We start from the raw sequence: 26,700 nt of genomic DNA on the forward strand, positions 1-26,700 counted from the left end.
CCGGTTGCGATCAATCCTGGAGCTTCGCCGCCAGTTGCCGGACGCGCTGCAGATCGGCCCCAGCCACCTTGGCCAGGCCCGTACCGTAGTCGCTGTCAGCCTTGTAGAAGTAGGAAAGCATGATGTACTTGCTCTCGTCGTCGGTGATCGCCAACGCCCCGCCGAGACTGGCGATCAGGTCGGCCTGGTCCTTCTTGCCGTAGGAGCGGAACAGCTCGCCGGTCTGCTTGAAGTTCTGCTCGCGCTGGATCTTCGCCTGCTGGGTGGTGCCGCTCAGCGGGGTCCGCACGTAGCGGGCGCTGGCCTGCTCCTCGCGCGGATCGAGCCGGCTCGGCTGGTAGTTCACCCCGCTGGTACTGTGTCCGGCGTTCAGCGCGCCGTCCTGGTTGACGGTATTGACCTCGCTGCGCGGGCGGTTGACCGGCAGGCCCAGGCCGTTGGCGCCGACCCGGTACATCTGGGTGTCGGCGTAGGCGAACAGCCGTCCCTGGAGCAGGCGATCCTCGGAAGGCTCGATGCCCGGCACCAGGTTCGACGGCGCCATGGCGACCTGTTCGGTTTCCTGGAAGAAGTTGTCGACGTTGCGGTTCAGCACCATCTGGCCGATCTTGCGCTCGGGAATGCCCGGCCAGATCTTGGTCGCGTCCAGCGGATCGAAGTCGAATTTCGCCAGGTCCTCGGGCTTGAGCACCTGGATGTACAGGTCCCATTTCGGGAAGTCGCCCTTCCGGATCGCGCTCACCAGGTCATTGGTCATGTGGCTGTAGTCGCGACCCTGGACTTCCGCCACCTGTTTCGGATCGAGGTTCTTCTGGCCCTGCAGGCTCTTCCAGTGGAACTTCACGTAGTGCACTTCGCCCCTGGCGTTGACCAGCTTGTAGGCATGCACGCTGTTGCCGTCCATTTCCCGGTAGCTGGCCGGGGTGCCCTCGTTGGAATACAGCAGGGTCAGGGTGCGGGTCGCCTCCGGCACGTGGGAGAAGAAATCGAAGCGTCGCGAGTCGTCGTCGAGGTTGCTGCGCGGGTCCGGCTTGAAGGCATGGACCATGTCCGGGAACTTGATCGCATCGCGGATGAAGAAGGTCGGGAAGTTGTTGCCCACCAGGTCCCAATTGCCGTCTGCGGTATAGAATTTGGTGGCGAAACCGCGCGGATCGCGCAGGGTCTCCGGGGAGTGGTTGCCGTGCACCACCGCGGAGAAACGCACGAATACCGGGGTCTTCTCGCCCTTGCGGAAGACCTTGGCCATGCTCAGGTCGCTGATATCGGCGCTGGCGACGAACTCGCCATGGGCGCCGGTGCCGCGGGCATGCACCACGCGTTCGGGAATGCGCTCGCGGTCGAAACGTTGCAACTTCTGCAGCAGTTGCACGTCCTGCAGCAGCACCGAACCGTTGGGCCCGGCGGTCTGCGAGTTCTGGTTGTCGCCCACTGGCGCACCGTTGTCACGGGTCAGGGTCGCGGCCTGCACGGACAGCGACAGGAGGCTGGCGGTCAGGCTTGCCGCCACCAGCAGGCGGCCGGGACGGAAGGCGTTCAGGGAAGGGTTCATGGAAGAGCTCCTAATGGCTTGTCAGGCGTCTTGTTGCGCCCGACCAAGGTAAGGAGCGCCGCCGGCGACGCTAAATTGAAAAACCTCACCGCGCCGATTAGGAATATCAATGCGCCCATGAATCGTAAAAAGAAATAAAAAAGACCGCCAGCCGAAGAAAGCCCGCGCTGATGCACCAGGCACTCCCAGTCCGCTCGCCGGTAAACGAGTTCACCTTCTTATTTGCCTGCGAAGTTAGGTCGGAGAACCTCGCCACTCCAACTTCAACTTCCGGCATCTGCATGGCGCAGTTCCAAGTTGCCGAAGTTGCTTTGTCTTCTTTCTTGGCGAATTCCTGAAAATCGACATGAGTGTAATGTTTTTCCTCTAAACTTCGTTTCTCCCCACAAGACCCGACGCAAACGTATGCCTTGCGAATTTTCGCGTTGCCGGGGGGAACCAAAACACCAATCTTCCAGCCTGAGCAACTTGCCGAAGGCTGCATTAGACTGCCTTTACCTATTAGCGAAATACAGGGAGTGAACCCATGGGTCTTCTGAGTGAATTCAAAGCCTTTGCCGTCAAGGGCAATGTCGTGGATATGGCTGTCGGTATCATCATCGGCGCGGCCTTCGGCAAGATCGTCTCGTCCTTCGTGGGCGATGTGATCATGCCGCCGATCGGACTGCTGATCGGCGGAGTCGACTTCTCCGACCTGGCGATAACGTTGAAGGCCGCCGAAGGCGACGTGCCGGCGGTGGTGCTGGCCTATGGCAAGTTCATTCAGACCGTACTCGACTTCGTCATCGTGGCCTTCGCCATCTTCATGGGGGTCAAGGCGATCAACCGCCTCAAGCGCGAAGAAGCCGTCGCGCCGTCCGAACCGCCAGTGCCGAGTGCCGAGGAAACCCTGCTGACCGAGATCCGCGACCTGCTGAAAGCCCAGCAGAACAAGTCATGATCGCGTCGGCGGAACAATGAAAAAGGGCCCGAACGGGCCCTTTTTCATTGCCGGACAACAGGCCGGGCGGCGGCGCTATCCGCCGCTACTGCGCGGGCACACACCTACCAGTAGTTCTCCACCGCCACCTGCCCCGGGCGCCGGGTCAGACTGAGGTTCATGCCGCGAGCCTTCAGCACGGCGCGGGTGTCCTCGATCATCTGCGGGTTGCCGCAGAGCATCACCCGCGAATGCTCCGGGGTCAGTTCCAGGTCGGCGGCACGCTCTAGATCGCCGTTCTCGATCAGCGTGGTGATACGTCCGTTCAGGCAACCGGGTACCTGCTCGCGGGTCACCACCGGGATGAACTGCAGCTTGTGGGCATGCTCGGCCAGGTATTCGCGCTCGGCGAGGCCGGCGATCAGCTCGCGGTAGGCCAGCTCCTTGCTCTCGCGCACGCTGTAGACCAGCTTGATGCTTTCGAAGCGCTCCCAGACCTCGAAGTCCTGCAGGATCGAGACGAACGGCGCCACACCGGTACCGGTGGCCAGCAGCCAAAGGTCACGACCATCCACGAAGCGGTCGAGGGTGAGGAAGCCGAAGGCCTGGCGATCGACCAGCAACTGGTCGCCCTCGCGCAGGCGGCTGAGTTCGCTGGTGAACTCGCCGTCCGGGACGACGATGGAAAAGAAGTCGAGGAATTCGTCATGAGGCGCCGAAACCATCGAGTAGGCGCGCCAGACGATACTGCCGCTGGGCTTGTACACGCCGAGCCGGGCGAATTGCCCGGCGCGGAACCGGAATCCCGCGTCGCGGCTGGTACGCAGGGTGAACAGGTTGGGAGTCAGAGGCTGCACGTCGAGCAGCGTCTGGCGGGTGAATTTCTCTTCGCTGGCGGTCATGGTCCGCTCCGGATACCGATACTCCCCTAGTGTCCCGCAAAGCACCCGGCAGAAACACCCGCAAGGCTTGTGGCTATCCCCGCTGACGGGGATAGCCAGCGGCCGATCAGCGCTTGCGGTTGACCACCTGGGCCGCGCGCAGCACGTCGCTGCCGATCTGCGCCTCGTAGTTCTTCCACAGCGGCTTCATGGCGTTGCGCCAAGCCTCGTGCTCTTCCGCGCTGAGGCTGACCAGGCGGCTCTTGCCGGCGGCCAGCAGGTGCTCGCGCTCCTTCTGGTTGAGCGCTTCGGCTTCCTTGTTCACCACCAGGGTGACCTCGTCGACGATGCTCTCCAGTTCGGTGCGGGTCTGGTAGGGGATGCTGGTCCAGAATGCCGAGCTGGTGATCAGCATGTAGCTGAGCGCACCGTGATTGGTCTCGGTGATGTACGGCTGCACGCTGTCGATCTTCTGTCCGGCGAGGTTCGACCAGGTGTTCTCGGTGCCCTGCACGCTGCCGGCCTGCATAGCCTTGAGGGTCTCGGCGTAGGACAACTGCTTGGCGGTGGCGCCGAGCATGGCGAACTGCGCTTCCAGCACCGACGACGGCTGGATACGGAAGACCAGGCCCTTGGCATCGTCCGGCCGGTGCAGCTCGCGAGTGGCGGAAAGCTGCTTCATGCCGTTGTTCCAGTAGGCCAGGCCATAGATACCGTGCTTGGCCATGGAGCGCAGCAGTTCGCGGCTCTTGTCGCGCTTCTGGAAACGCTTCAGGGCCTCCAGGTCATCGAACAGGAACGGCAGGTCGAATACCTGGAGTTGCTTGGTATAGGGCTCGAACTTGGACAGTGAGGTGGCCAGCATCTGCACCTTGTTGGCGCGCAGGGCCTCGATCTCGTCGGCGTCGCCGAACAGCGTCGAGTTGGGGTAGACCTCAACCTTGACCTTGCCCGGCAGACGCTCCTCGGCAAGCTTCTTGAACAACAGCGCCCCCTTGCCCTTGGGCGTGTCGTCGGAGACCACATGGGAGAACTTGATCACGATCGGGCCGGCGTCCTCGGCATGGGCGACGGCGGAAACGGCGAACAGTGCGGCGAGCGCCACACCGACAAACGGCTTGAACATCGATGTACCTGTGCGATGGCAACGACGAGCCCCGCGACGGCTCGCACGGGTCTCGTTCGGAAAACGGGTTGGGAGACGGTCGCCGCTCGAAGTGGCGAAGGCGCCCGTCCAGGCGCTACCGGGTCATGACAGGCGCTATCGAAGCCCTAGCCCGGTTATTATTGGCGTGCCCGGCTGGATGACTCGTCGGTAAGGAAACGACTAACCAGAGCCGGGTAAAGAATTTTTCGGCATATCCGTGTGCCGCACAAGCTGGAGAACTCCAACCAGCTCTCAGTTTCGACAGATTGTTAATTGACGAGCGGGATTCGCCCCGCCGGGAACCCGATGCCTCTATTCGCCACCCCCTTCGCCCAGCTCGATTTGGTCCGCCAGCCCGAGCAGGACGGCGAGCCCCTCCAGGCGTTCGACGCCGCCGACGAATACCTGCTCAACCAGTTGCACGAACGGGGCGTGACGGCGCAATGCCGGGTGCTGGTCCTCAACGACGCCTTCGGCGCCCTCGCCGCGAGCCTGGCGCCGCACGTCCAGGTCACCAGCAGCGGCGATTCGCACCTGGGCTTCCTTGCCCTGCGCAAGAACCTCGCGCGCAACGGCCTCGACCTGGGCTCGGTGCGCTTCGTCCCGGCCAGCGAAACCGCCGTGGGGCCCTTCGATCACGTGTTGGTCAAGGTGCCGAAGACCCTCGCGTTGCTGGAGGAGCAACTGATCCGCCTGCACGGCCAACTGGCACCGGGCGCGCAGGTCGTCGCCGCGGGGATGGTCAAGCACTTGCCACGCGCCGCCGGCGACCTGCTGGAACGCTACATCGGCCCGATGCACGCTTCGCTGGCGGTGAAGAAGGCCCGCCTGCTGATCGCCGAGGCAGCGGAGCGCCCGCAACCGCGCTCGCCCTATCCGACCCGCTATCACCTGGAGCAGCCGCCGCTGACGCTGCTCAACCACGCCAACGTATTCTGCCGAGAAGGTCTCGACATCGGCACCCGCGCCTTCCTCCCGCACCTGCCGCGCAGCCTCGGCGCGCTACGCGCCGCCGACCTGGGCTGCGGCAACGGGGTGCTCGGCATCGCCTACGCGCTGCTCAACCCGCAGTCCGAGCTGACCCTGGTGGATGAGTCGTACATGGCCGTGCAGTCGGCACGGGAAAACTGGCGAGCGGCGCTGGGCGAGCGGCCGGCGACGTTCCGCGCCGACGATGGCCTGGCCGGCCAGGCGGCGGGCTCGCTGGACCTGGTCCTGTGCAACCCGCCGTTCCACCAGCAGCAGGTGGTCGGCGACTTCCTCGCCTGGCGCATGTTTCTCCAGGCTCGCGATGCCCTGGCGGCGGGCGGCGAACTGTGGATCGTCGGCAACCGCCACCTGGGCTACCACGCCAAGCTCAAGCGGCTGTTCCGCGGGGTCGAGCAGGTCGCGGCGAATCCGAAGTTCGTGATCCTGAAAGCGGGAAAATAGTCAGCCGAGCGCCGCCGGGGTGTCCACGTCGCGGAGTACGCCCGGATCGTCGCACGGTACCTCGCGCCAGGCCGGACGATGGGCCTGCAGCACACGGCGCGCGCCCTGGTCGCCGTCCAGTTGCGCAAGCGCGTCCCAGAAAGCGCGGCCGAACAGCACCGGATGGCCGCGCTGGCCGTCGTACAGGGGAAACACGATGGCTTCGGGAGTGGCCATCGCGGCCAGACGCTCGAGGGTATCGGCGGCGATCCAGGGCATGTCGCCGAGCAGGACGGCGATGGCCCGGGCCGGGCTGTTCCTCGCCGCCGCGACGCCGGCGGCCAGGCTGTGGCCCATGCCCGACGAGGCGTCGAGGCTGTGGACAAGCCGCTGTTGCGCCGGCAGGCCCAGGCTCGCCGGGGTCTCTCCGGCACGCACCACCACCCGCACCTCGGCGAACGCCTCGCGCGCCCGCGCCACGCTGGCCGCCAGCAGGGTCGTGCCATCAGCCAGCCGCGCCAGGCGCTTGTCGCTGCCGAAGCGGCGCCCCTGCCCGGCCGCCAGGACCAGGCACAGCACCTCGTCGGCGGCGACCATCAGAGCCGCTCGCGGGGAATGCCGTTGCGGATGCGAAGAATGTCCGCCAGCACCGCCAGGGCGATTTCCGCCGGCGTCTTGCTCCCCAGGTTGAGGCCGATCGGCGCGTGGATCCGCGCCAGTTCGGCATCGCCCAGGCCGCCGATGCGCCGCAGGCGCTCGAAGCGTTTCTCCGAGGTCGCCCGCGATCCCATCACGCCGATATAGAAGGCTTCGGTACGCACCGCCTCGAGCATCGCCAGGTCGTCGATCTTCGGATCGTGGGTCAACGCCACCACCGCCGTATCGGCGTGGCAACCGCCGTCGGCGATGAACAGCGAGGGCAGCTCGCGACGGATCTCGATGCCCTCCAGCACCACGCCGCGCAAGGCTTCTTCGCGCGGGTCGCAGAGGATCACCTCGAAGCCCAGGCCCTTGCCGAACTCGGCGCAGGCATGGGCGACGCTGGAATAGCCGGCCAGCAACAGGCGCTGGGCGGCACCGACGCGCAGGCGCACGCGCTCACCGTCGCGTTCCGCCCGTGGGCCGTGGCTGGAATCGTCGCGCAGGCTGCGCGCGCCGCTGCCCAGCTCGACCTCGCGGAGCAGGCGGCGCTGGCCGAGCAACGCCGACTCCAGCTCGCGCAGATGGGCCTGGACGTCGCAGTCCGGCGCCAGGTTTTCCACCAGTACGTCGAGGATGCCGCCGCAGGGCAGGCGCACGTTCGAGTTCGGGTCGTCACCCTCGCCGTAGCGCACGATCACTGAGGGCTCGGGGAAACCGCCGGCGGCGACCCGTTCGAGGAAATCATCCTCGACGCAGCCGCCGGACAGCGAGCCGATCCAGTGGCCGTTGGCGTTCACCGCCAGCAGCGATCCCGGCGCACGGGGCGCCGAGCCGTAGGTCGTGAGCACGGTACAGAACCACACCCGTTCGCCGCCCACGGACCACTTCAGCGCCTGGCGGACCACCTGTAGATCGAGGTGTTGCACGATTCACTTCACCTTGACGGTATGCACCGAAGCGCTCTCCGTCTTCAATTGCGCGACCTGTTGGGGACCGAGGTCACCGGGCAATCCGCCCCAGGTCTGGCGCAGGTAGTTGAGCAGGTCCGTGAGTTGCTCGTCGTCGAGTTTCCCGGCGAAACCGGGCATCGGTTGCATGCGTTCGAAGCCGGTGAACTGCTGTTCGACGATGCCGTCTTCGATCACTCGCAACAGATTACGCGGGTCTTGCAGGCGCAGGGTAGTGTTGCCGTTCATCGCCACCGCGATATGCGGCTTGCCCTCGCCTTCCCCGCCGTGGCAGCCGGCGCAGACGTTGAGGTACTGCTGGCGACCGCGCTTGCCGCTGTCGTTCAGCTGCGCCTCGGGTAGCGCCTGGACCACCTTGGCCGGCGGCGGCTGGTCGCCGAGCAGGTAGGTGGCCATGGCCGCCAGGTCGCCGTCGTCGAGGTGCTGGGTGCTGTGGTGCACCACCGGGAACATCTCGTTGAACATGCTGCCCTGGGCGCTCATGCCGTGCTTGAGGAAGCTCGCCAGGTCCGGCTGGGTCCAACCGCGCGCGGCAAGGTCGCCGGGCAGCAGGCTGGGCGCCAGGTAGCCGTTGAGCAGGCCGCCGCTCAGGCGCTTGTCCTGCTCCAGGGCGCCGGCCAGGTTGCGCGGGGTATGGCACTCGCCGCAGTGGCCGAGCACCTCGACCATGTACTGCCCGCGTTTCCAGGCCTCGCTGCGCCCTTCCTCCGGCTGCAAGCGCACGCTCTTGCCGTAGAGCAGGTTCCAGCCGGCCAGGCCCATGCGCACGTTGAACGGGAAGCTCAGGCTGGTCTGCGGCGCCGGCCGGGCGATCGGTTCCTGGGCCATCAGGTAGGCGTAGATGGCGTCGGCATCCTCGCGCTCGATCAGGTGATAGGAGGTGTAGGGCATCGCCGGATAGAGGTAGGCGCCGTCCTTGCGCTTGCCCTCGGTAAGAGCGGCGAAGAACTCGTCGGCGCTGTAGGCGCCGATGCCGTGTTCCTTGTCCGGGGTGATGTTGGTGCCGTAGATGGTGCCGAACGGCGACTGGATCGGCAGTCCGCCGGCGAACGGCGCGCCGCCCTCGGCGGTATGGCAGGCCATGCAGTCGGCGGCGCGGGCGAGGTATTCGCCGCGCTTGACCAGCGCCGCGTCGGCGCCGGCGGCGGAGGCCAGGAACGGCGACAGCGCGGCCAGCGCCAGGGCGAGGCCGGAAAGGGTGCGCTTCATCCTCAAGCCTCCTTGACCAGGCCGAGTTCGTCGAGCACGTCGCGGGTGGCGCTGTAGTAGCGCACGTAGCCGGTGCAACGGCAGATGTGATGGCCGAGGCTGTCCTCGATCGCCTGCTCCAGCTCGCTGCGCTTGATCGGCTGGCGCTGGGCTTTTTCCACCAGCACGGTGGCGGCGTTGACGAAGCCCGGCGCGCAATAGCTGCACTGGAAGGCGAACTGGTCGACGAACTTCTGCTGGATCGGGTTCAGCTCGCGGATGTCGCCGTTCTCGTCGCGCTGGGCATGGCCCTCGATGGTGCGAACCTTCTTGCCGTCGAAGTAGTGCGCGCCGGTGATGCAGGTGCGTACTTCCTCGCTGGTGCCGTCCGGATTGTCGACGATCACCACGCAGGCATGGCAGATGCCCTGGCCACAGCCCAGGCGCGAGCCGGTGAGGTTCTGGTATTCGTGCAGGTAGTCGATCATCGGCAGGTCTTCGGCGACCTCCACCGGACCGACGGCTTGACCGTTGAGGGTCATCTGGAGCTTGCGGTTAGCCATGGAGGGCCTCCTTGATGCGGGCGGGAGTGATGGGCAGGTCGCGGACGCGCTTGCCGGTGGCGTGCGCCACGGCGTTGGCGATGGCGCCGACCACCGGGATCATCACCACCTCGGCGATGCCCTTGGCCGGATCGGTCGGTGACAGCGGCGGGAGGATCTCCGCCGTCTGGTTCCACACCGCCACGTCCTTCGCCCGCGGCAATCGGTAGCGGTTGAAGTTCCAGTCCCCTTCCGCGGGGCCGCCCTCGTAGAGCGGCATTTCCTCCAGCAGCGCATGGCCGATACCCATGGCGATGCCGCCCTCCAGCTGGCCCTTGACCAGCTCTGGCACCAGCACCCGGCCGCACTCGATCCAGGAATGGTGATCGAGCACCTGCACCTCGCCGCTGCCCTTGTTCACCTTCAGCTCGACCAGGGTCGCCACCGGGCTGTAGTAGGTGACCATCGCGTTGTTCAGCTGGGTCGCCGGATAAGCCGGATTCTGCCGGTCGAGCAGGTGGAAGCCGGCGCTGTTCATCATCGCCTTCTTCACTCCCGGCGCGCCGTCGCCGTACTTCACCGCCATGGCGTCGAGCGGCAGGCGTTCGCGCACGCCATCGATGACGAAGTCCGCCTCGGCCCAGCTCCAGCGGTTGAAGCCGTGGACGCTGACGCCGGTGACCAGGCCCATCTCGTGGGCCTTCTTCGCCAGCTCGGCGAAGGGAATCGGCGCCAGGCCGTTGCCGGTCAACTGGCCGTCGACCCATACCGCGTTTTCGCGGCGCACCACATAGGGATTGGCCTGGCCGCCGAACGGACCGCTGCGCCACAGCGCCAGGGCCGCCGGCCACAGGCCGTGGTTGAACAGTACGCGCGCGGCTTCGCGGGTGGCGTGGCTGAAATAGAACGCCGAGTTGGTCGCCGACGACGGCGAGGCCAGCTTGCCGACCCAGCGCGGATCGCGTAGCGCGGCGTCCTGCTCGGCCTGGCTCATCAGGTAGGGATTGCCCTTGGTGGTGAGCCGCAGCTCGGGCCATTCGGTCTCGGCGGTCTTCACCTCGTCCGCCGGACGGCCGAGGAAGTCGCCGACCACGAAGGCCTGCGAGGTGGACATCCCGGTACCGATCTCGGTGCCGATGTGGCGCAGGCTGATGCGCCCGTCGGCGCTGAACTCGATGCTCGCCATCGGCGCCTCGGCGCCGGTGCCGAAGTCCTTCTGGCAAATGGCGAAGCCGACCCCATACCAGTTGTCCGGGTCCTCCGCGTCGAAGCGCTTCTTGCGTGCGTCGCGGTCCTTCCAGACCTCGTGGGCAGCGGCCTTGTCGAGGATCTCGTGCAGGCGCAGGGCACCGGCCGGGACCGCGCCCTGGGTGTTCTTCATGCCCGAGCGCAGGGCGTTGCGACGACGCAGGTCGATGGCGTCGACGCCCAGCCGGCCAGCGATCTCGTCGACCATCATCTCGGTCGCGGCCATGGTCTGCAGGGTACCGTAGCCGCGCATCGAGCCGGCCTCCACGCCGCGCGAATGATAGGCGGTGACCGCCAGGTCGTTCTGCGGCATGTAGTAGATCGACTGCGCGGCGGTGGCGCCCACCGCCGCCACCGAGGCGCTGTAGTTGGCGCGCCCGCCGCCGTCGGCGCTCATGTCGGCGCGGAAGATGCGGAAGCCGAGGTCGTTCCTGTCTACCGCCAGTTGGTAGCGGATGTCGAACGGGTGGCGCTTGATGCCGCTCTGGAACTGCTCGTAGCGGTCGTTGGCCAGGCGCACCGGCACACCCTCGCCATACAGCGCGGCGAGCGCGGCATAGAAGACGAAGATGTTGTTGTCCTTGGAGCCGTAGCCGACGGTATAGCCCGGATGGATGTTGAGCTTCTCCAGGGCGAAGCGCGACGGCTTGATCATGTGCACGCTTTCGTAGGCGACTTCGAACGGGCACTGGGTGGCGACCACGAAGTGCAAGGTCTTGCTCGCCGCGTCGTACCAGCCGTTGCCGTTGTCCGGCTCCAATGCCGCCGGCTCGATCGATGGGGTCTTGTAGCGCTCGTCGAAGACCAGCCAGTCCTGCGGCGGGTTTTCCAGTTGCTCGGCCATGCGCTTGGCATGGAACAGCCCCTGCTCGGTGAGGTCGCCGTGCAGCTTCGGCTCGCGGGTCCATACCGGTTTGCGGTTGAGGATGGTGGGGAACAGCATCGAGTCCTTCAGGCTGGAGAACTCGTCGTCCTCGTAGGGCGTCTTGCCGCCGACCCGGACGAAGCGATAGCTGCCGTAGGGATCGCCCTGGTACAGCGGGGCCTGGGCGCCATAGCGGATCGCCTTGTCGTTGAACTTGAGCTTGAGCTTGGCCCGGCGGAAGCGCTCGAAGTCGTTCCAGATCAGGATCGCCACCGGATGGCCGATGAACATCGGCACCTTGCCCGGCGGCAGGAGCGGATCGGGCGAATGCGCCTCGGGGAAGACGATGCCGTCCTTCTCCAGGTCGGCGGCGGTGACGATACGGTCCGGCTGCAACTCGGCGCCCAGCCAGGAAAGGTCGTGGCCTTCGTAGATGCGGTCGGCGCGAACAGTCTTCAGCAACATGGCGTGGCCTTGCTGCTGCGGCCAGCCGGGCATGTCCCTGGCGCGGATATCGCGGGCGAACACCTTGTTGCCGCAGACCTTGGACAAGGCGTCGTTACGGAAACGGACCTGGCCGTTGCCCGCCATCCAGCGCTGGGCGGAAACGGTCACCTGGTTCTCGAACAAGGCAGCGAACGCCTGGCTGCCGAGCGGCGCCAGGGTGACACCCACGCCGGCGATCAACCCGCCCTGGAGAAAGGCGCGCCGGGATATATCACGGTTGGACATGCAAGTTCCTCTGGGTGGTACGGTTCCCACCCATGTCGTTATTCAGGCTTGAACAGCTCGCCCGGACGGACGAGGTGGAGCACGCAGGCGGAAAAACCTGACTCAGGAGTTAATTTTAGCGACAAGTCGCACCCGAGGAAAAGTCCCGTCTACCGCTGGAAGGCCCCATGGACACTCGACTTTGGTCGTCCGCCAGGTCGGCTCCAACCTTTTCGTGCGCTTCTCCGAATCTTCGATTTCGGCAATGGCAACAGCCAAGAGGTAACCGCATGTTACTCTCCGCCCTCCTCTCGAAACGCCCGACCCCAGCATGTCCAGCCAACCCAGCTCCCTGCTCCGCCATCGTCCCTTCCTCGCCTTCTGGCTGGCCCGCGTCTGCACCGCCAGCGGCTTCCAGATGCTCACCGTGGCCATCGGCTGGCACATCTACGAACTGACCGGCAATGTCCTCGACCTGGGCCTGGTAGGCCTGGTCGAATTCCTCCCGCGGGTACTGTTCATGCTCCACACCGGGCACGTTGCCGACCGCTACGACCGACGCAGGATCGCCGCCCTCTGCCAGACCGGCCAGGCCCTGGTGGCGGTGGCGCTGGTGCTCGGCGCGGCTTCGGGAGAGATCACCCGCAACATGATCTTCGTCCTCGCCTTCGCCCTCGGTACCGCCCGCGCCTTCGAAATGCCGACCACCCAGGCGCTGCTGCCGAACCTGGTACCGGCCGGACTGTTCCCGCGCGCGGTGGCCGCTTCGGCTTCGGCGATGCAGGCGGCGACCATTGCCGCCCCGGCCCTCGGCGGCCTGCTCTATGCGTTCGGTGCCTCCTGGGTCTACGTGCCGACCGCGACTCTCTACGTCCTCGCCTGCGTCCTGACGCTCAGCCTGCCGGTACGCAACCAGCCGCTCACCCAGGGCAAGGCCACCCTCGACTCGCTGCTCGCCGGCATCCGTTTCATCCGCAGCCGACCGGACATCTTCGGGGCAATCTCCCTCGACCTGTTCGCCGTGCTCCTCGGCGGCGCCACCGCCCTGCTCCCGGTGTTCGCCAAGGACATCCTGCTCACCGGGCCCTGGGGCCTCGGCCTGCTGCGCTCGGCTCCAGCGGTGGGCGCCCTGGCGATGTCGTTCTGGCTGGCGCACTTCAGCATCGAACGCAACGTCGGGCGGATCATGTTCCTCTCCGTGGGCATCTTCGGCCTGGCAACCATCGCCTTCGGCCTGTCGAAATCGTTCTGGCTGTCCCTCGGCGTGCTGGTGGTACTCGGCGCCGCGGACATGGTCAGCATGGTCATCCGCGGCGCCTTCGTGCAGCTCGAGACCCCCGACGAGATGCGCGGCCGGGTCAGCGCGGTGAACGGCCTGTTCATCGGCGCCTCGAACCAGCTCGGCGAGTTCGAGTCCGGGCTCACCGCACACTGGTTCGGCACGGTACCGGCAGTGGTCCTCGGCGGGATCGGCACCCTGGTGGTCACCGGAGCATGGATGAAGCTGTTCCCTAGCCTGGCGCAACGCGACCGCCTGCACTGAGGCCAATGCCGTCGCGCGTCGCTGCCCCGACAGCGGCGTATCGGCGATAACGCCTGGGGCGTTATCCGTCCTCCCCATGGAACACCGCACTTTCTCGGCAATAAGAAAGCCCGGCATCGAGCCGGGCTTTTCTCGCACCTTGCGGCGTGATCCGCGGTGTCAGGCGGGGCGCCGCATCTCCCGATGCAGGCGGTCGACGGTGCGCTCGCTACCGTTGTCGGCCAGGCGCAGATCGACGCGCCCCATGTCCTTGTGCAGACGGTCGACGGTCTGTTCGCTGCCGTTCTCGGCCAGGCGCGCCTCGCGGCTGGTCATGTCGCGGTGCAAGCGATCGATGGTCTGCTCGCTGCCGCTTTCGGCGACCCGGCGTTCTTCCTGGACGCGCGGCGCCTGGGTCTTGCGCAGGCGCTCGAGGGTACGGTCGGAACCATCGGAGGCGATCAGTTGTTGGGCACCGCGCAGGGCGATGGATTCGACCCGCGGTGCGGCGAAGGCGGCATTGGCGGTCAGGGTAGCAAGGGCGATGGCGAGGATCAGCGGGCGTTTCATGGCAGTGGCTCCAGGTATTCGTTACGTGGGGCCATTCTCTGTTCGGGAAACTCGATTGGAAAACGAAGCGCGCCAATAGTATTCATCGACGTTTGAAATAGTGCGAATAACCGCTCTAGCACAGCAGTTACAGCAAGAATACGCCTCTCCGACCGGCCTCGACACGGATTGACGGCATCGATATGAAGAATCGAAGAAATCGAAAGTTTGAGAAAAACACTCGGAATTGAGCACGGACCTCCCTCTCCGCAGAACCGGAGAGGGGCTCCGTCAGCAGCCTCCGGAACGGAGGCCGGCAGGGTTCAGAAGCGCGCCACCACGTTGAACAGGACCCGCGTCTCGCGCTTCCCATCGCGCTGGTCGGCTGGCTCGCCGATGACCTGGCGGGCAATCTCCGGGTTGAACGACAACTGGTCGGTGAGGTTGAAGCGCACCCCGGCACCGATCGAGCCGAGCTTCTGCTGCTCGTCATCGTCCACGTCGAGGTTGTAGGTCTTGCCCCAGTCGTAGAAAGCGTAGGCCTGGTAGCTGCGCAGCCAGCTGTAGCCCACCGCCTGGCCATAGCGCGGTTCGAGCTTCAGGGCGAAGCCACGGTCACCGGTGATGTTGCCCGGGGCGAAGCCGCGACCGATCCCGCTGCCGCCAACGCCGAAGCGCTCGCTCGGCAGCAACGGGTCGAAGCTGTACTGCCATTGCAACTCGCCATACACCGACCAGGGTCCGCCGAGCCCTTGCAGACGCCCGATGTTGCCGTTGAGATAGACGAAACGTCCGTCGGCCACTTCGCGGGAACGACGTTCATCGTCCTTCTTGGTCGCGCCCCACATGTCCAGGCCGATGTTGTTGCGCACCTCCGCCAGGTTGATGCCCATCCAGCGGTCGACCCAGTCATAGGTCAGGCGTTGCTGGAACACCCGCACATGGTCACGACCGGGGTTCGAGGCGTCGCTGGCGAAGTCGCGCAGGCGGGTCTCGGTATCCTTCCACTGCAACGCCAGGCCGCCGCTCAGGTTCTGCGAGCGCGAGCGGATGAAGGGATGGTTGTAGGAAATGCTGCCTTCGGTGCTCTTGCTGACGCTGTCGAAGGGGAATACCGAGTCCGGGATGTCCGGGTTGACCTTCGAATAGGAACCCATGATCTGCAGGGTATCGCCGGCGAACATGCCGCCCAGCGGCAACGTGCCGCGCAACTGGATGTAGCGGGTGGCATCGCTGAACGGCGAGATCGCACCGAGCACGTCGATCTGCTCGTAGAAGCCCAGGCGGGAGAACTCGGTGGCGCCGAAGGCCAGGGTGGTCGGGTCGGTGTAGTGCGAACCGCGGTTGTCGAGGCTGACGAAGCCTTCGTATCGCTGCTGCTGCAAGGCCACGTCGAGGTTCGACGAGCCCAGCGCCTGACCCGGGCTGAGCACGCTCTGCACGTTGACCCCCGGCAGGTCGCCGACCAGCAGCAGGCCGCGCTCCAGGGTATCGGCATCCAGCGGACGTTTTTCGGTCAGCGGTGCGAGCAGTTCCTCCACCCGCACCCGCGGCCCATCGACGGCTCCCTTGATCTGCACGTGTTCGAGGTAACCCTCGATCACCTGCAGGCGTACCTTGCCGCCCTCGATGCTCTGCTCCGGCACCACTACCTGGGTCAACAGGTAGCCGTCCTGGCGGTACTTGGCGGTGAGGCGGTTGGCCAGGTCGACCAGTTCGGCCAGGGACACCTGCTTGCCGAGCATATGCTGGTAATAGGACTCGAGCACCGCCTTGTCATAGCGGGTGTTGCCTTCGATGCGTATCTCGCGCAGTTCGAAGCGGATCTGTTCGCTGCCTTGCGGCGCGACCTGCTTGGGCACCACCAGCGGCGCCTCGGGCTTGGCCTGCGGCTCGCTGCGGGGCTTGAAGCGTTCATCGAGCTGGGATGGCTGTACAGTCCCTGGCAACTCCACGGCGGCGGCGGAAGCTGCCAGCATCCCGCAGCCACAGAGCGTCACCCAGCGAAGCGTCCATTGCGAAGGTTTCATCATTCACCTCGGGCAGATGACGCACTACCGCCCGGAGACGATAGTGCGCATTGCGAAAAGGGTTAGAAATTCAGAGGCTTGTTGAAGCAGCTCCAGTAGTCGGCCAGGTAGCTCTGGTTCGAGCAACCCGCCCCACTCTCGGCCTCTGCCCTGAGCGGACGATCGGTGAACTGCCCCACCCGCTTGGCGCTGGCGTCCTCCGCCGGACCCGCGGCGGTAGCCGGCAGCAGGTTAGGATCGCTGACGTCCATGCCCAGAGCGTAGGCGCGCAGGAACGGGTTTTCGAGGAACGGGTTTTCCAGCGTGGTGGTGCGGTAGACCGCATCCCCGGGGGTATCCGGATCGCGCCCCTTCTGCAGTTCGCGCAAGTCGGAGAGCGCTGCCAGTTGCCCCAGGTCGCCCGGCGTGACCGGCAGCGGCAGGATGCTCAGCAGGTTGCCCTGGTAGTTGAGCTGGTAGTTGCCGCTGGTGAGGGCAAGCCCACCCTGGAGGATGTCGTACTGGCCTACGGCTTCGCCGCCCACCCGACCGAGCCCGCCGGCGAGCACCTGACCGGCGCTATCGCCATTCTTCAGGCCGGAAACCTGATAGGTCAGCGCCGGGTCGGCGGTGCCGACCTGCTTGCTCTTGGCATCGGCGAATACGTTGAGCAGCGCCTTGGTGATGGTCAGGTCATTACCCTGGTAGGCCAGGTCATAGTTGCCACTGGTCAGCACCAGGCCGCCCTGGTTGATGCCATACACACCCACGTTCTCGCCTGCGTCGCGGTTCAGCCCGCCGGTCAGGATCGAGCCGGCGCTGTCACCGTTCTTCAGGCCGCTGACCTGGTAGGTCAGGCTCGGGTCGGCGTCGCCGTAGACCTTGGTCTTGGCGTCGGCGATCACATTCAGCAGCGCCTTGGTGATGGTCAGGTTATTGCCCTGGTAGCTCAGGTCGTAGTTACCGCTGTTCAATGCCAGGTCGCCCTGGTTGATGCCGTACACGCCGACATTCTCGCCAGCCACGCGGCTCAGGCTGCCACCGTTGAGCACCGCGCCAGCGGTATCACCGTTCTTCAGGCCGCTGACCTGATAGGTCAGGCTCGGGTCAGCGTCGCCATAGACCTTGGTCTTGGCATCGGCGATCACATTGAGCAGTGCCTTGGTGATGGTCAGGTTATTGCCCTGGTAGCTCAGGTCGTAGTTACCGCTGTTCAATGCCAGGTCGCCCTGGTTGATGCCATACACACCCACGTTCTCGCCTGTGGCGCGGTTCAACCCACCGGTCAGGATCGAACCGGCGGTATCACCGTTCTTCAGGCCGCTGACCTGGTAGGTCAGGCTCGGGTCGGCATCGCCATAGACCTTGGTCTTGGCGTCGGCGATCACATTCAGCAGCGCCTTGGTGATGGTCAGGTTGTTGCCCTGGTAAGCCAGGTCATAGTTACCGCTGACCAGACCCAGGCCACCCTGCTGAATCGCATAGTTGCCTACGTTTTCGCCGGAGACACGAACCAGGCCGCCGCCATTGAGCACCGCGCCAGCGGTATCGCCGTTCTTCAGGCCACTGACTTGGTAGGTCAGGCTCGGATCGGCATCGCCATAGACCTTGGTCTTGGCATCGGCGATCACATTGAGCAGCGCCTTGGTGATGGTCAGGTTATTGCCCTGGTAGCTCAGGTCGTAGTTCGCGCTGACCAGGCCCAGTCCACCCTGGTTGATGCCGTACACGCCGACATTCTCGCCAGCCACGCGGCTCAGGCTGCCGCCGTTGAGCACGGCACCGGCGGTGTCGCCATTCTTCAGGCCGCTGACCTGGTAGGTCAGGCTCGGGTCGGCATCGCCATAGACCTTGGTCTTGGCATCGGCGATCACATTCAGCAGTGCCTTGGTGATGGTCAGGTTATTGCCCTGGTAGTTCAGGGTGTAATTGCTGCTGACCAGGCCCAGTCCACCCTGGTTGATGCCGTACACGCCGACGTTCTCGCCAGCCACGCGGCTCAGGCTGCCGCCGTTGAGGACCGCACCGGCGGTATCGCCGCGCTTGAGACCGGAGACCTGATAGGTCAGCGCCGGATCGAGGTCGCCATAGACCTTGGTCTTGGCATCGGCGATCACGTTCAGTTGCGCCGGAGTGATGCGCAGGTCGTTGCCGACGTAGCTGAGGGTGTAATTGGCCGTGTTGAGGCCCAGCCCGCCCTGAAGTATCCCGTAGTTGCCGACGTTCTCCCCGGCCACCCGGCCGAGGTTGCCGCTCAGCACGCCGGCGGCGGTATCGCTGTTCTTCAGGCCACTGACCTGGTAGGTGAGGGTCGGATCGGCGTCGCCATAGACCTTGGTCTTGGCGTCGGCGCTGACGATCAATTGCGCCGGCGTGACGGTCAGCTTGCCGTCCTGGCGCACCAGTTGGTAACGCTGGCTGAAATACTCGCTGCCATTGGCGTTACCGGTGATCGCGTACTGCCCGACGTTCGACGCCTGGGTCGCCGTGGTGCTGGCGGTCGCCTGGTAGAGGTCGTTGAACTGGCTGTTGACGTAGGCGTCGATGGCGTTGATGCCGGACATCGTGGCCGTCAGAGTCGGATTCACATCACCGTAGACGCGGGTAGCGTCATTGGCGGTCAGGGTGGCGGTCTGCTGGCGGGAAAGGATGTCGCCGGCAGTGGTGGTGGTCTTGAACATCTCCACCTGGGCGCGCTCGGCGAAGCTGTTGAACGCTCCCTCGCGCATGAACAGGTCCAGGCGAGTATCGACGCGGCTGGTCTTGCCGCCGAGGCCGAAGATCAGTTCCTCGGTCAGGCCGGTGCCGACGTCGTACTGCAGTTCGTCGGTCACGCCGATCACGCCGCCGAAGCCCTTGACGCCCCAACTGGTGCCCCAGTTTCCGGTCCAGGTGGTGACGCTGCCGTTGCCGGCGGCGACGGTGAACCCGCTGGGCGCACCGCCGTTCGGGGTGGCGGTGACGTTGCTGCCGTTGACCTGGTAGCGCAGGTTGGTCACCAGGTAGTCCGACGAGTCGTTGGTCGGGAAACTGGCGGAACCGCTGACCCGCCGATAGGGCAGCGCGGTGAACACCAGGCGGTCGAACTCGCTGTTGCCGTCGGCGGTCAGCGTGTAGTTGCCGGTGGTGCCGACGCTGTTGGCCTCGAGAATCCGCGTGCCGACGCTGGAGACGATGTTCTGCACGGTGCCGGTCATGCTCTGGTTGATGAACGGATCGAACACCGTGCCGCTCGTGGTCACGCCGGTGGCGTTGCTCTGCCGGTACTTGAGCGTACCGTTGAAGGTCTGCAGCGCCAGGTTGCCGGCGTAGTTGTCCCAGGAAGTCAGGTCGATGCTACCGGCGCGGCCGGCGAGGTTGGCGGCGATCAGCGCGGTACCGGCCTGCTGGCTGATCTTGCCGGCGGTGCTGGTCTGCATCCACAGGGTGCCGCTGCCCAAGTCGACGATGCCGCTGGTCTGCGGCGTGCCGCCGCTGAGGAAGTTGATGTTGCCGCCGGCGCGGATTGCCAGGCTGCCGTTGCGGAACAGGATCGGCGCAGAGATATCCACCGCACCGGCAGGTCCGGTGGCGATCAGCTCCAGGCCGCGACTGGCGCCGCCCAGGTTGCTGGTGATCAGCGGCGCTTCCACCGACAGCCGGTCGCTGGCGCTGAGGGTCACCTTGCCGCCTGCCAGCGCCCCGGTAACCACCGAGGCATTCACCGTCGCGTCGCCGCTGGCGCCGTTGGCGCCCCCCACCGAACCGGAGGTGCCGCCGGAGGCGACGATGCGCAGGGTGGTCGGGTCGAGCAGCCAGGTGCCACCGTTGCCGTAGGGTGCGGCGACGCTGACGTAGGCGCTGTCGGCGATGCTCAGGTTGACCTTGCCGGAGGTCTCCACCAGGCCGCCGTTGCCGCCCTGGGCGCCGCCGCGCGCGAGGATCCGCCCGTCCATGCGGGTATTGCCGTCGGACCAGACCACCGCCAGGCCGCCATTGCCCTTGCCGGTAGCCGAGACGTCGATGCTGGCGCCCTTGGCCAGCGTAGCGTTCTTCGCCCGTGGCAGCTCGCCGCGGCCCTGGAAGTCGCCGCCGATGCGCACGCTGCCGCCCTGTGCGGCGCCGCGGGCGTCGATGCTGGCGGTGCTCGCCAGGGCCACCTGCTGGCCGCTGACCAGCACGTCGCCGCCGTTCTTCGGACCGCTGACGTCGATCTTGCCGGCGATCTGGATGTCCCCGGACTTGCTTACCAGCGCCACGCTGCCCTCGCGCACCTCGGTGCCGCGAGCGAGGATCACGCCGGACAGGTTGACCGCGTTGTCGACCACCCGGGAAGCCTGCTCGGCGGTGATCAGCACGCTACCGCCGTCGGCCTGGATCGCGCCGCCGTTGCTGACCAGCGCCTGGGCATCCTGCGGCTTGCGGGTAACCGGGTCGGTCACGGCGATCGACACCAGGCCATCGCCGTAGAGGTCGATGGTCGCGGCATTGCCGGCGGCCATCGCCACGGTGCCGAGGCGGGCGTTGATCACGCCGTTGTTGGCCACGGACGGCGCGACGAAGGCCGCCAGGCCTTTCTCCGCGACGCTGATGCTGCCGTCGTTGACGATCCGCGCGTCGGGGTTTCCGGGCTGGTCGAAGATCAGCTTGCCCTGGCGGAAGTGTTCGTCGCTGATGTTCGCCGTGGTGGTGATCAGGGAGCCCACGTCGACCTTGGCCGAGCCGCTGAAGACCACGCCGTTGGAGTTGTAGATGATCACCTGGCCGGGCGCGGAGATGCGCCCGGCGATCACGCTTTCCTGGCCTGCGGTGACCCGGTTCAGGGTCGACGAGGTCACACCGGGCTGGTTGAAGCGCACCGCCTCGTCGGCGGAGACGTCGAAGCCCTTCCAGTTGATGATCGCGCGCTGGGTGCTCTGGTCGATCAGCGTGGTCTTGCCCTGCTGGCTGATCTTGATCTCGTTGGGGTTGAACTGGGCACCGGTAGGTGCCGCCATGGCCGCGTTGATGCTGGCGATGGCGAACATGAGGGTGCTGCTGGCGGCAAGGACGAAACGCCCTTCCCTACCAGCTTTCGAAGAGGTGCGCTTGCCGCGCTGGCTATCCGGACGGACCATGAAAATCTCCCTATCTGCGTGGCGCACGTCAGTTTTCCAGCACTGCATTTCGTCATTTAAATGACGAAAATCTGAGAAGCAATTCACATTGCGCCTTGTGTGCCAAAAAAATGCCTTTCAGATCAAAAATTGTCCACTTGAAAGGGCGACCGTTCGTCGGAGTGACTCAAAAATGACACTACCGAGGTTAAATATGTAATACCGTCAAAAAACCGACAATACTTTCGGGATAATCACTGTCAAGAAAACCGGAAGACCTCCCCGGCACGCGGGTTTGCTAGGCTAGGCAGCCCCCGTCCGCTGCCGCCAAGGAACCTTCCATGAGCCATGCCCTGCGCGCCGTTTTCCTCGACCATGCCTCCCTCGACCTCGGCGACCTGGACATGCGCCCCCTGCGCGCCGCCTTCGACGAGCTGCAACTGCATGCCGCCAGCCAACCGCAGGAAGTCGCCGCGCGGCTGAACGGTGCGCGGGTCGCGATCAGCAACAAGGCGCCGATCGACGCGCAATGCATCGCCGCCTGCCCAGAGCTGGAACTGATCCTGGTCAGCGCTACCGGCACCAACAACATCGATCTCGCTGCCGCTCGCGAGCGCGGTATCGTCGTCGCCAACTGCCATGGCTACGGCACGCCCTCGGTAGCCCAGCACACCCTCGCGCTGCTACTGGCCCTGGCTACGCGCCTGCCGGACTACCAGCAGGCGGTACGCAGCGGCCGCTGGCAGCAATCCAGCCAGTTCTGCCTGCTGGACTTCCCCATCGTCGAACTGGAAGGCAAGACCCTCGGCCTGCTCGGCCATGGCGAACTGGGCGGGGCGGTGGCGCGGCTGGCGGAGGCGTTCGGCATGCGCGTGCTGCTCGGTCAGTTGCCAGGACGGCCCGCCCGGGCGGACCGCCTGCCGCTTGGCGAACTCCTGCCACGGGTCGACGCCCTGACCCTGCACTGCCCGCTGACCGAGGACACCCGCGGGATGCTCGGCGCCGCCGAACTGGCGCTGATGAAGCCTGGCGCCTTCCTGGTCAATACCGCCCGTGGCGGCCTGGTCGACGAACAGGCGCTGGCCGACGCCCTGCGCGGCGGCCACCTGGGCGGCGCCGCCACCGACGTGCTCAGCGTCGAGCCGCCGAGAAACGGCAATCCGCTGCTGGCCCCCGACATCCCGCGCCTGATCGTCACCCCCCATAACGCCTGGGGCAGTCGCGAAGCGCGGCAGCGCATCGTCGGCCAACTGGCGGAAAACGCAGAGGCATGGAAGGCCGGGCGCGCCCTGCGGGTTGTCAACGCCGGCTGAGACGGCGCTGCGGGCACCGCGCACGGATGAACGGCGATCCTCGCCGACAATCCATGCGGGTATGCCAGGCCCAAGCCTGTTAAGATTTCCCATTTTTTCCGGAGCCCGCATGGACCCTCGCAGTGAAGTGCTGCTGCGCCAGCGCCACCTCTTCGCGACCCCGCTGCTGCTGGCCGGCCTGCCCGCCGACGACCTGCTCGCCGAGCTACCGCAGGCCCAGGGCTGGAGCTGGCACGCCGGCGAGCAGGCGCAGCTGGACGCCCGCTTCCCCGGCCGTAGCCGTTTCGACACGCGCGCGCCGATCGGCGCCTGGACTTCGGCCGTTCTGTTCCTGCCCAAGTCCCGCGAACTGACCGACTACCTGCTGGCCAGCCTGGCCGCCCGCCTGCCCGGCGGCGAACTCTTCCTGGTCGGCGAAAAGCGCGGCGGGATCGAGCGCGCGAGCAAGCAGTTGGCCGCCTACGGCAAGCCCCGCAAACTGGATAGCGCGCGGCATTGCCAGCTCTGGCAGGTGCGTATCGAACAGGCGCCGGCCGAGCCCGACCTGCACGCCCTGGCCCAGCGCTACAGCCTGCCGCTGGCCGATGGCGAGCTGCAGGTGGTGAGCCTGCCGGGGGTGTTCAGCCATGGCCGCCTGGATCGCGGCAGCGCGCTGCTGCTGGGGCAACTGCAAGCCCTGCCCGGCGGCCATCTGCTGGACTTCGGCTGCGGTGCCGGCGTACTCGGGGCGGCTCTCAAGCGTCGCTACCCCGCCAGTCGCCTGAGCCTGCTCGACGTCGACGCCTTCGCTGTCGAGAGCAGCCGACTGACCCTCGCCGCCAACGGCCTGGACGGCGAAGTGATCGCCGCCGACGGCATCGACGGCGCGCCGCGCGAACTCGCCGCGATCGTCAGCAATCCGCCCTTCCACCAGGGCGTGCACACCGACTACCAGGCCTCCGAGCGCCTGCTGCAACGCGCCGCCGAGCACCTGGCGCCGGGCGGCGAACTGCGCCTGGTCGCCAACAGCTTCCTGAAGTACCCGCCGTTGATCGAACGCCACCTCGGCCCCTGCCGGACACTCGCCGAAGGCGACGGTTTCCGCATCTACTCCGCCCGTCGCTCCTGATTTCTGCCTGGAACCCTGTGAATGAAGCTTTTCCTCTCCCTGCCCGCACGCCCGCAGCCAGCCCCTTCCGTGACCATCCGCCGGGAGGCCGCCGATGACTGACCTGAACGCCAGCCAGGGCCAGCAACTGCGGCGGGTGCTCAAGCCGCGCCACCTGAACATGATCGCCATCGGCGGCTCCATCGGCACCGGGCTGTTCGTCGCCTCCGGGGCCACCGTGGCCACCGCCGGGCCCGGCGGTGCGCTGCTTTCCTACGCCCTGATCGGGCTGATGGTGTACTTCCTCATGACCAGTCTCGGCGAGATGGCCGCCTACATGCCCGTTTCCGGCTCGTTCTGCACCTATGGCAGCCGGTTCGTCGAAGATGGCTTCGGTTTCGCCCTCGGCTGGAACTACTGGTACAACTGGGCGGTGACCATTGCCGCGGAACTGGTGGCGGCGCAACTGGTGATGAGTTTCTGGTTCCCCGAGGTGCCGGGCATCTACTGGAGCGCGATCTTCCTGGGCATCATGTTCGGCCTCAACGTGATTTCCGCGCGTGGCTTCGGCGAGAGCGAATTCTGGTTCGCCCTGATCAAGGTAGTCACGGTGGTGATCTTCATCGGTGTCGGCCTGGCGACCATCTTCGGCATCATGCATGGCGTGGAGTCGCCCGGCTTCAGCAACTTCACCATGGGCGACGCGCCCTTCGTCGGCGGCTTCCAGGCGATGGTCGGGGTGGCGATGATCGCCGGCTTCTCGTTCCAGGGCACCGAGTTGATCGGCATCGCCGCCGGTGAATCGGAAAATCCGCGGAAGAACATCCCGATCGCCATTCGCCAGGTGTTCTGGCGCATCCTGATGTTCTACATCCTGGCGATCTTCGTGATCGGCATGCTGATTCCCTACACCGACCCGAACCTGCTGAAGAACGATGCCAGCGACATCAGCGTGTCGCCCTTCACCCTGCTCTTCGAGCGCGCCGGCTTCGCCGCGGCGGCCGGGGTGATGAACGCGGTGATCCTCTCGGCGATCCTCTCCGCCGGCAACTCCGGCATGTACGCCTCGACCCGGATGCTCTACAACCTCGCCCTCGAGGGCAAGGCACCGCGCCTGTTCTCCCGTGTCTCGCGCAGCGGCGTGCCACGCAATGCGCTGTACGCCACTACCCTGGTCGGCGCCCTGTGCTTCCTCACTTCGGCCTTCGGCGACAGCACCGTCTACACATGGCTGCTGAACACCTCGGGCATGTGCGGCTTCATCGCCTGGCTGGGCATCGCCATCTCCCACTATCGCTTCCGCAAGGGCTACCTGGCCCAGGGCGGCCGCCTGGAAGACCTGCCCTACCGGGCCAAGCTGTTCCCCTTCGGCCCGCTGTTCGCCTTCGCCCTGTGCATGGTCATCACCCTCGGGCAGAACTACCAGGCGCTGGTGGGCGAACGCATCGACTGGATCGGCCTCCTCGCCACCTACATCAGCCTGCCGCTGTTCCTGGCGATCTGGCTGGGATACCGCTGGAAGAAGCGCGCGCGCTTCGTTCGCTACCACGAAATGGACGTCAGCCCGACCAATACCTGATTCACCCTGCCGCCCAGCGATTCCTCGCGGATCGCTGCGGATGCCGGCACGTTTCCTTGCGATCAGGCTCCCTCGCCGCCCTCCCGGACGAAAGTTTCCGTCCCGGGCTTGCCCAAGCCGCCCGGCTTGGGCAGAATGCGCCCCGTCCTAGGGGAGTAGTCTCCCGCGAGCGCCGCACCGGCCTCGCCCGGCACGCGTCAACACACTTGGTCCGCAGACCATGGCGCGCGCGACCCAAGCCTGCCCAGACAGGCCAAGGGTTTGACAAGACCTATGACACGCACGATCTGACCCGGGGCGGGCAGATGGCGCGTGTCATGGTGATTGGTCGACCCGCCCCTTAGGAAGCCTGATGGAATCGCTGTTCGTCCCCACCCTGATCGTTGCCCTCGCGGAAATCGGCGACAAGACCCAGTTGCTGGCACTCCTGCTCGCGGCGCGTTTCCGCAAGCCGTGGCCGATCATCGCCGGCATCGTTGCCGCCACCCTGGCCAACCATTTCGCTGCCGGCGCGGTGGGCGCCTGGGTCGCCAGCTTCTTCTCGGAAGCTACCCTCAGCTGGATCCTCGCCGCCTCCTTCATCGCCGTCGCCCTGTGGACGCTGGTACCGGACAAGCTCGACGACGAAGAGTCCGGACTGAAGAAATACGGCCCCTTCCTCACCACCCTGATCGCGTTCTTCCTCGCCGAGATGGGCGACAAGACCCAGGTCGCCACGGTCATGCTGGCCGCCCAGTATCCGCATTTCTGGCTGGTGGTGATCGGCACCACCCTGGGCATGCTGATCGCCAACGTACCGGTGGTACTGATCGGCAACCTGGCCGCCGATAAGCTGCCGCTGACCCTGATCCGCCGCCTGGCCGCGGCCGCCTTCGCCGCACTTGGTCTGTATGCCGCCTGGCACGCCGCGCAATTGACCGGCTGGCTCTGAAGGACTGCGCCGCCGGGCCCGGGATGGCTGGGCGGCCAATGCAAAATGCATAGGAACGGCTACAGTTCAGGCAGGCACCGGATGCCTGCCCCACCACTCGCCCACGAGAGCCGGAGATGCCCTCACACGACCTGAAACGACTCGCCCGCCATCACATCGAGCTGTCCTGGAACAAGGGCCGCATGGCGTTGGTGGAGCAGTTGCACAGCAAGGATTTCCTCTACAAAAGCTCGTTCATCGGCCATCCCCTGGATACCGCCGGCTATATCCGCCTGCTGCAGGACATCCGCACGGCGATGCCGGACCTGGAGGTCGTGGTCGAAGACTGCATCGGCGAGGAACGCAAGGTGTTCACCTGGAGCACGCTGATCGGCACCATCGTCCGGCCGACCCTGGGCTATCCGGCCAGCGACAAGGTGCTGAGCATTTCCGCGATGGGCTTCTGGGTGTTCAACCCGCAGGGCCAGTTGCAGGAGCTGTGCACCATGTTCGACATGGAGAGCTTTCGCGCCCAGCTGGGACTGCAGACCCGACCCTTCGCGGAAAAAGCGCTGCCCTAGCC

General features: G+C 65.9%; 20 protein-coding genes and 1 riboswitch. Of the genes, 8 read left to right on the plus strand and 12 right to left on the minus strand.

Annotated features, from left to right (window positions below; translation table 11 throughout):
• Positions 1–10: 10 nt before the first annotated feature.
• Positions 11–1,552, minus strand: coding sequence for a catalase KatB (gene katB / locus VQ067_RS25320; RefSeq protein WP_003094881.1), 1,542 nt, complete (start codon positions 1,550–1,552; stop codon positions 11–13).
• 106 nt (positions 1,553–1,658) lie between these two features.
• On the minus strand, positions 1,659–2,036 hold the full coding sequence (locus VQ067_RS25325; RefSeq protein WP_169311244.1) for a hypothetical protein: 378 nt from the start codon (positions 2,034–2,036) through the stop codon (positions 1,659–1,661).
• A 42-nt stretch (positions 2,037–2,078) separates the two neighbouring features.
• On the opposite strand from VQ067_RS25325, the gene mscL reads away from it, so the two are divergent.
• Complete coding sequence (mscL, locus tag VQ067_RS25330; protein ID WP_003104883.1) at positions 2,079–2,492, plus strand: large-conductance mechanosensitive channel protein MscL; 414 nt, start codon at positions 2,079–2,081, stop codon at positions 2,490–2,492.
• 104 nt (positions 2,493–2,596) lie between these two features.
• Here mscL and VQ067_RS25335 read toward each other — a convergent pair whose 3' ends face one another.
• Together VQ067_RS25335 and VQ067_RS25340 are read right to left on the minus strand one after the other, a co-directional pair.
• Positions 2,597–3,373 (minus strand): ferredoxin--NADP reductase, encoded by a 777-nt coding sequence (locus tag VQ067_RS25335; RefSeq protein ID WP_003110878.1) that lies wholly within the window; start codon positions 3,371–3,373, stop codon positions 2,597–2,599.
• Between the two features lie 106 nt (positions 3,374–3,479).
• Positions 3,480–4,478 carry a DctP family TRAP transporter solute-binding subunit gene (locus VQ067_RS25340; protein WP_003094894.1) on the minus strand — a complete coding sequence of 333 codons (999 nt, stop codon included), beginning with the start codon at positions 4,476–4,478 and terminating at the stop codon, positions 3,480–3,482.
• A gap of 327 nt (positions 4,479–4,805) precedes the next feature.
• Between VQ067_RS25340 and VQ067_RS25345 the strand changes: the two genes are divergently transcribed.
• Complete coding sequence (locus VQ067_RS25345; protein WP_033991135.1) at positions 4,806–5,930, plus strand: methyltransferase; 1,125 nt, start codon at positions 4,806–4,808, stop codon at positions 5,928–5,930.
• Here the strand turns inward: VQ067_RS25345 and VQ067_RS25350 are convergent, their stop codons facing one another.
• Genes VQ067_RS25350 through VQ067_RS25370 form a run of 5 tightly spaced genes read right to left on the minus strand, consistent with a single transcriptional unit; the run spans position 5,931 to position 12,094 of the window.
• Positions 5,931–6,506 (minus strand): nucleotidyltransferase family protein, encoded by a 576-nt coding sequence (locus tag VQ067_RS25350; RefSeq protein WP_019485824.1) that lies wholly within the window; start codon positions 6,504–6,506, stop codon positions 5,931–5,933. It lies immediately after the preceding gene.
• A complete protein-coding gene (locus tag VQ067_RS25355; protein WP_033991136.1) occupies positions 6,506–7,477 on the minus strand; it encodes an XdhC family protein in 972 nt (323 codons plus the stop codon). Before VQ067_RS25355 ends, VQ067_RS25350 begins: the two co-directional genes overlap by 1 nt.
• A gap of 3 nt (positions 7,478–7,480) precedes the next feature.
• On the minus strand, positions 7,481–8,728 hold the full coding sequence (locus tag VQ067_RS25360; protein WP_003141588.1) for a cytochrome c: 1,248 nt from the start codon (positions 8,726–8,728) through the stop codon (positions 7,481–7,483).
• Between the two features lie 2 nt (positions 8,729–8,730).
• Positions 8,731–9,270, minus strand: a complete 540-nt coding sequence (locus tag VQ067_RS25365) for a (2Fe-2S)-binding protein (RefSeq protein ID WP_003094903.1) — start codon at positions 9,268–9,270, stop codon at positions 8,731–8,733.
• Positions 9,263–12,094, minus strand: a complete 2,832-nt coding sequence (locus tag VQ067_RS25370; protein WP_003135031.1) for a xanthine dehydrogenase family protein molybdopterin-binding subunit — start codon at positions 12,092–12,094, stop codon at positions 9,263–9,265. Before VQ067_RS25370 ends, VQ067_RS25365 begins: the two co-directional genes overlap by 8 nt.
• A 310-nt stretch (positions 12,095–12,404) precedes the next feature.
• On the opposite strand from VQ067_RS25370, the gene VQ067_RS25375 reads away from it, so the two are divergent.
• A complete protein-coding gene (locus tag VQ067_RS25375) occupies positions 12,405–13,616 on the plus strand; it encodes an MFS transporter (RefSeq protein ID WP_003110884.1) in 1,212 nt (403 codons plus the stop codon).
• Positions 13,617–13,775: 159 nt separating this feature from the next.
• Here the strand turns inward: VQ067_RS25375 and VQ067_RS25380 are convergent, their stop codons facing one another.
• The 3 genes from VQ067_RS25380 to VQ067_RS25390 all read right to left on the minus strand — a co-directional run bounded on the left by VQ067_RS25380 (position 13,776) and on the right by VQ067_RS25390 (position 21,249).
• The gene (locus VQ067_RS25380) at positions 13,776–14,165 is read right to left on the minus strand and encodes a hypothetical protein (RefSeq protein WP_003106768.1); all 390 of its coding nucleotides are present in this window, start codon (positions 14,163–14,165) and stop codon (positions 13,776–13,778) included.
• 302 nt (positions 14,166–14,467) lie between these two features.
• On the minus strand, positions 14,468–16,174 hold the full coding sequence (cdrB, locus tag VQ067_RS25385) for a two-partner secretion system transporter CdrB (protein ID WP_031686589.1): 1,707 nt from the start codon (positions 16,172–16,174) through the stop codon (positions 14,468–14,470).
• Positions 16,175–16,236: 62 nt separating this feature from the next.
• Positions 16,237–21,249, minus strand: a complete 5,013-nt coding sequence (locus VQ067_RS25390) for an MBG domain-containing protein (RefSeq protein WP_317951633.1) — start codon at positions 21,247–21,249, stop codon at positions 16,237–16,239.
• Positions 21,250–21,569: 320 nt separating this feature from the next.
• On the opposite strand from VQ067_RS25390, the gene VQ067_RS25395 reads away from it, so the two are divergent.
• The 5 genes from VQ067_RS25395 (at position 21,570) to VQ067_RS25415 (ending at position 26,698) form a co-directional block, all read left to right on the plus strand.
• On the plus strand, positions 21,570–22,541 hold the full coding sequence (locus VQ067_RS25395) for a 2-hydroxyacid dehydrogenase (protein WP_031686592.1): 972 nt from the start codon (positions 21,570–21,572) through the stop codon (positions 22,539–22,541).
• A gap of 109 nt (positions 22,542–22,650) precedes the next feature.
• Positions 22,651–23,649 carry a class I SAM-dependent methyltransferase gene (locus VQ067_RS25400; protein WP_023092950.1) on the plus strand — a complete coding sequence of 333 codons (999 nt, stop codon included), beginning with the start codon at positions 22,651–22,653 and terminating at the stop codon, positions 23,647–23,649.
• 94 nt (positions 23,650–23,743) lie between these two features.
• Positions 23,744–25,207 carry an amino acid permease gene (locus VQ067_RS25405; protein ID WP_003094922.1) on the plus strand — a complete coding sequence of 488 codons (1,464 nt, stop codon included), beginning with the start codon at positions 23,744–23,746 and terminating at the stop codon, positions 25,205–25,207.
• Between the two features lie 138 nt (positions 25,208–25,345).
• Positions 25,346–25,470: riboswitch (yybP-ykoY riboswitch) on the plus strand.
• 89 nt (positions 25,471–25,559) lie between these two features.
• Positions 25,560–26,138, plus strand: coding sequence for a TMEM165/GDT1 family protein (locus VQ067_RS25410; protein ID WP_003094926.1), 579 nt, complete (start codon positions 25,560–25,562; stop codon positions 26,136–26,138).
• Between the two features lie 116 nt (positions 26,139–26,254).
• Complete coding sequence (locus tag VQ067_RS25415) at positions 26,255–26,698, plus strand: nuclear transport factor 2 family protein (protein WP_003094928.1); 444 nt, start codon at positions 26,255–26,257, stop codon at positions 26,696–26,698.
• Positions 26,699–26,700 lie beyond the last annotated feature (2 nt).

This window comes from Pseudomonas sp. KBN12P06040, assembly GCF_037574965.1.
Taxonomy (GTDB): domain Bacteria; phylum Pseudomonadota; class Gammaproteobacteria; order Pseudomonadales; family Pseudomonadaceae; genus Pseudomonas; species Pseudomonas aeruginosa.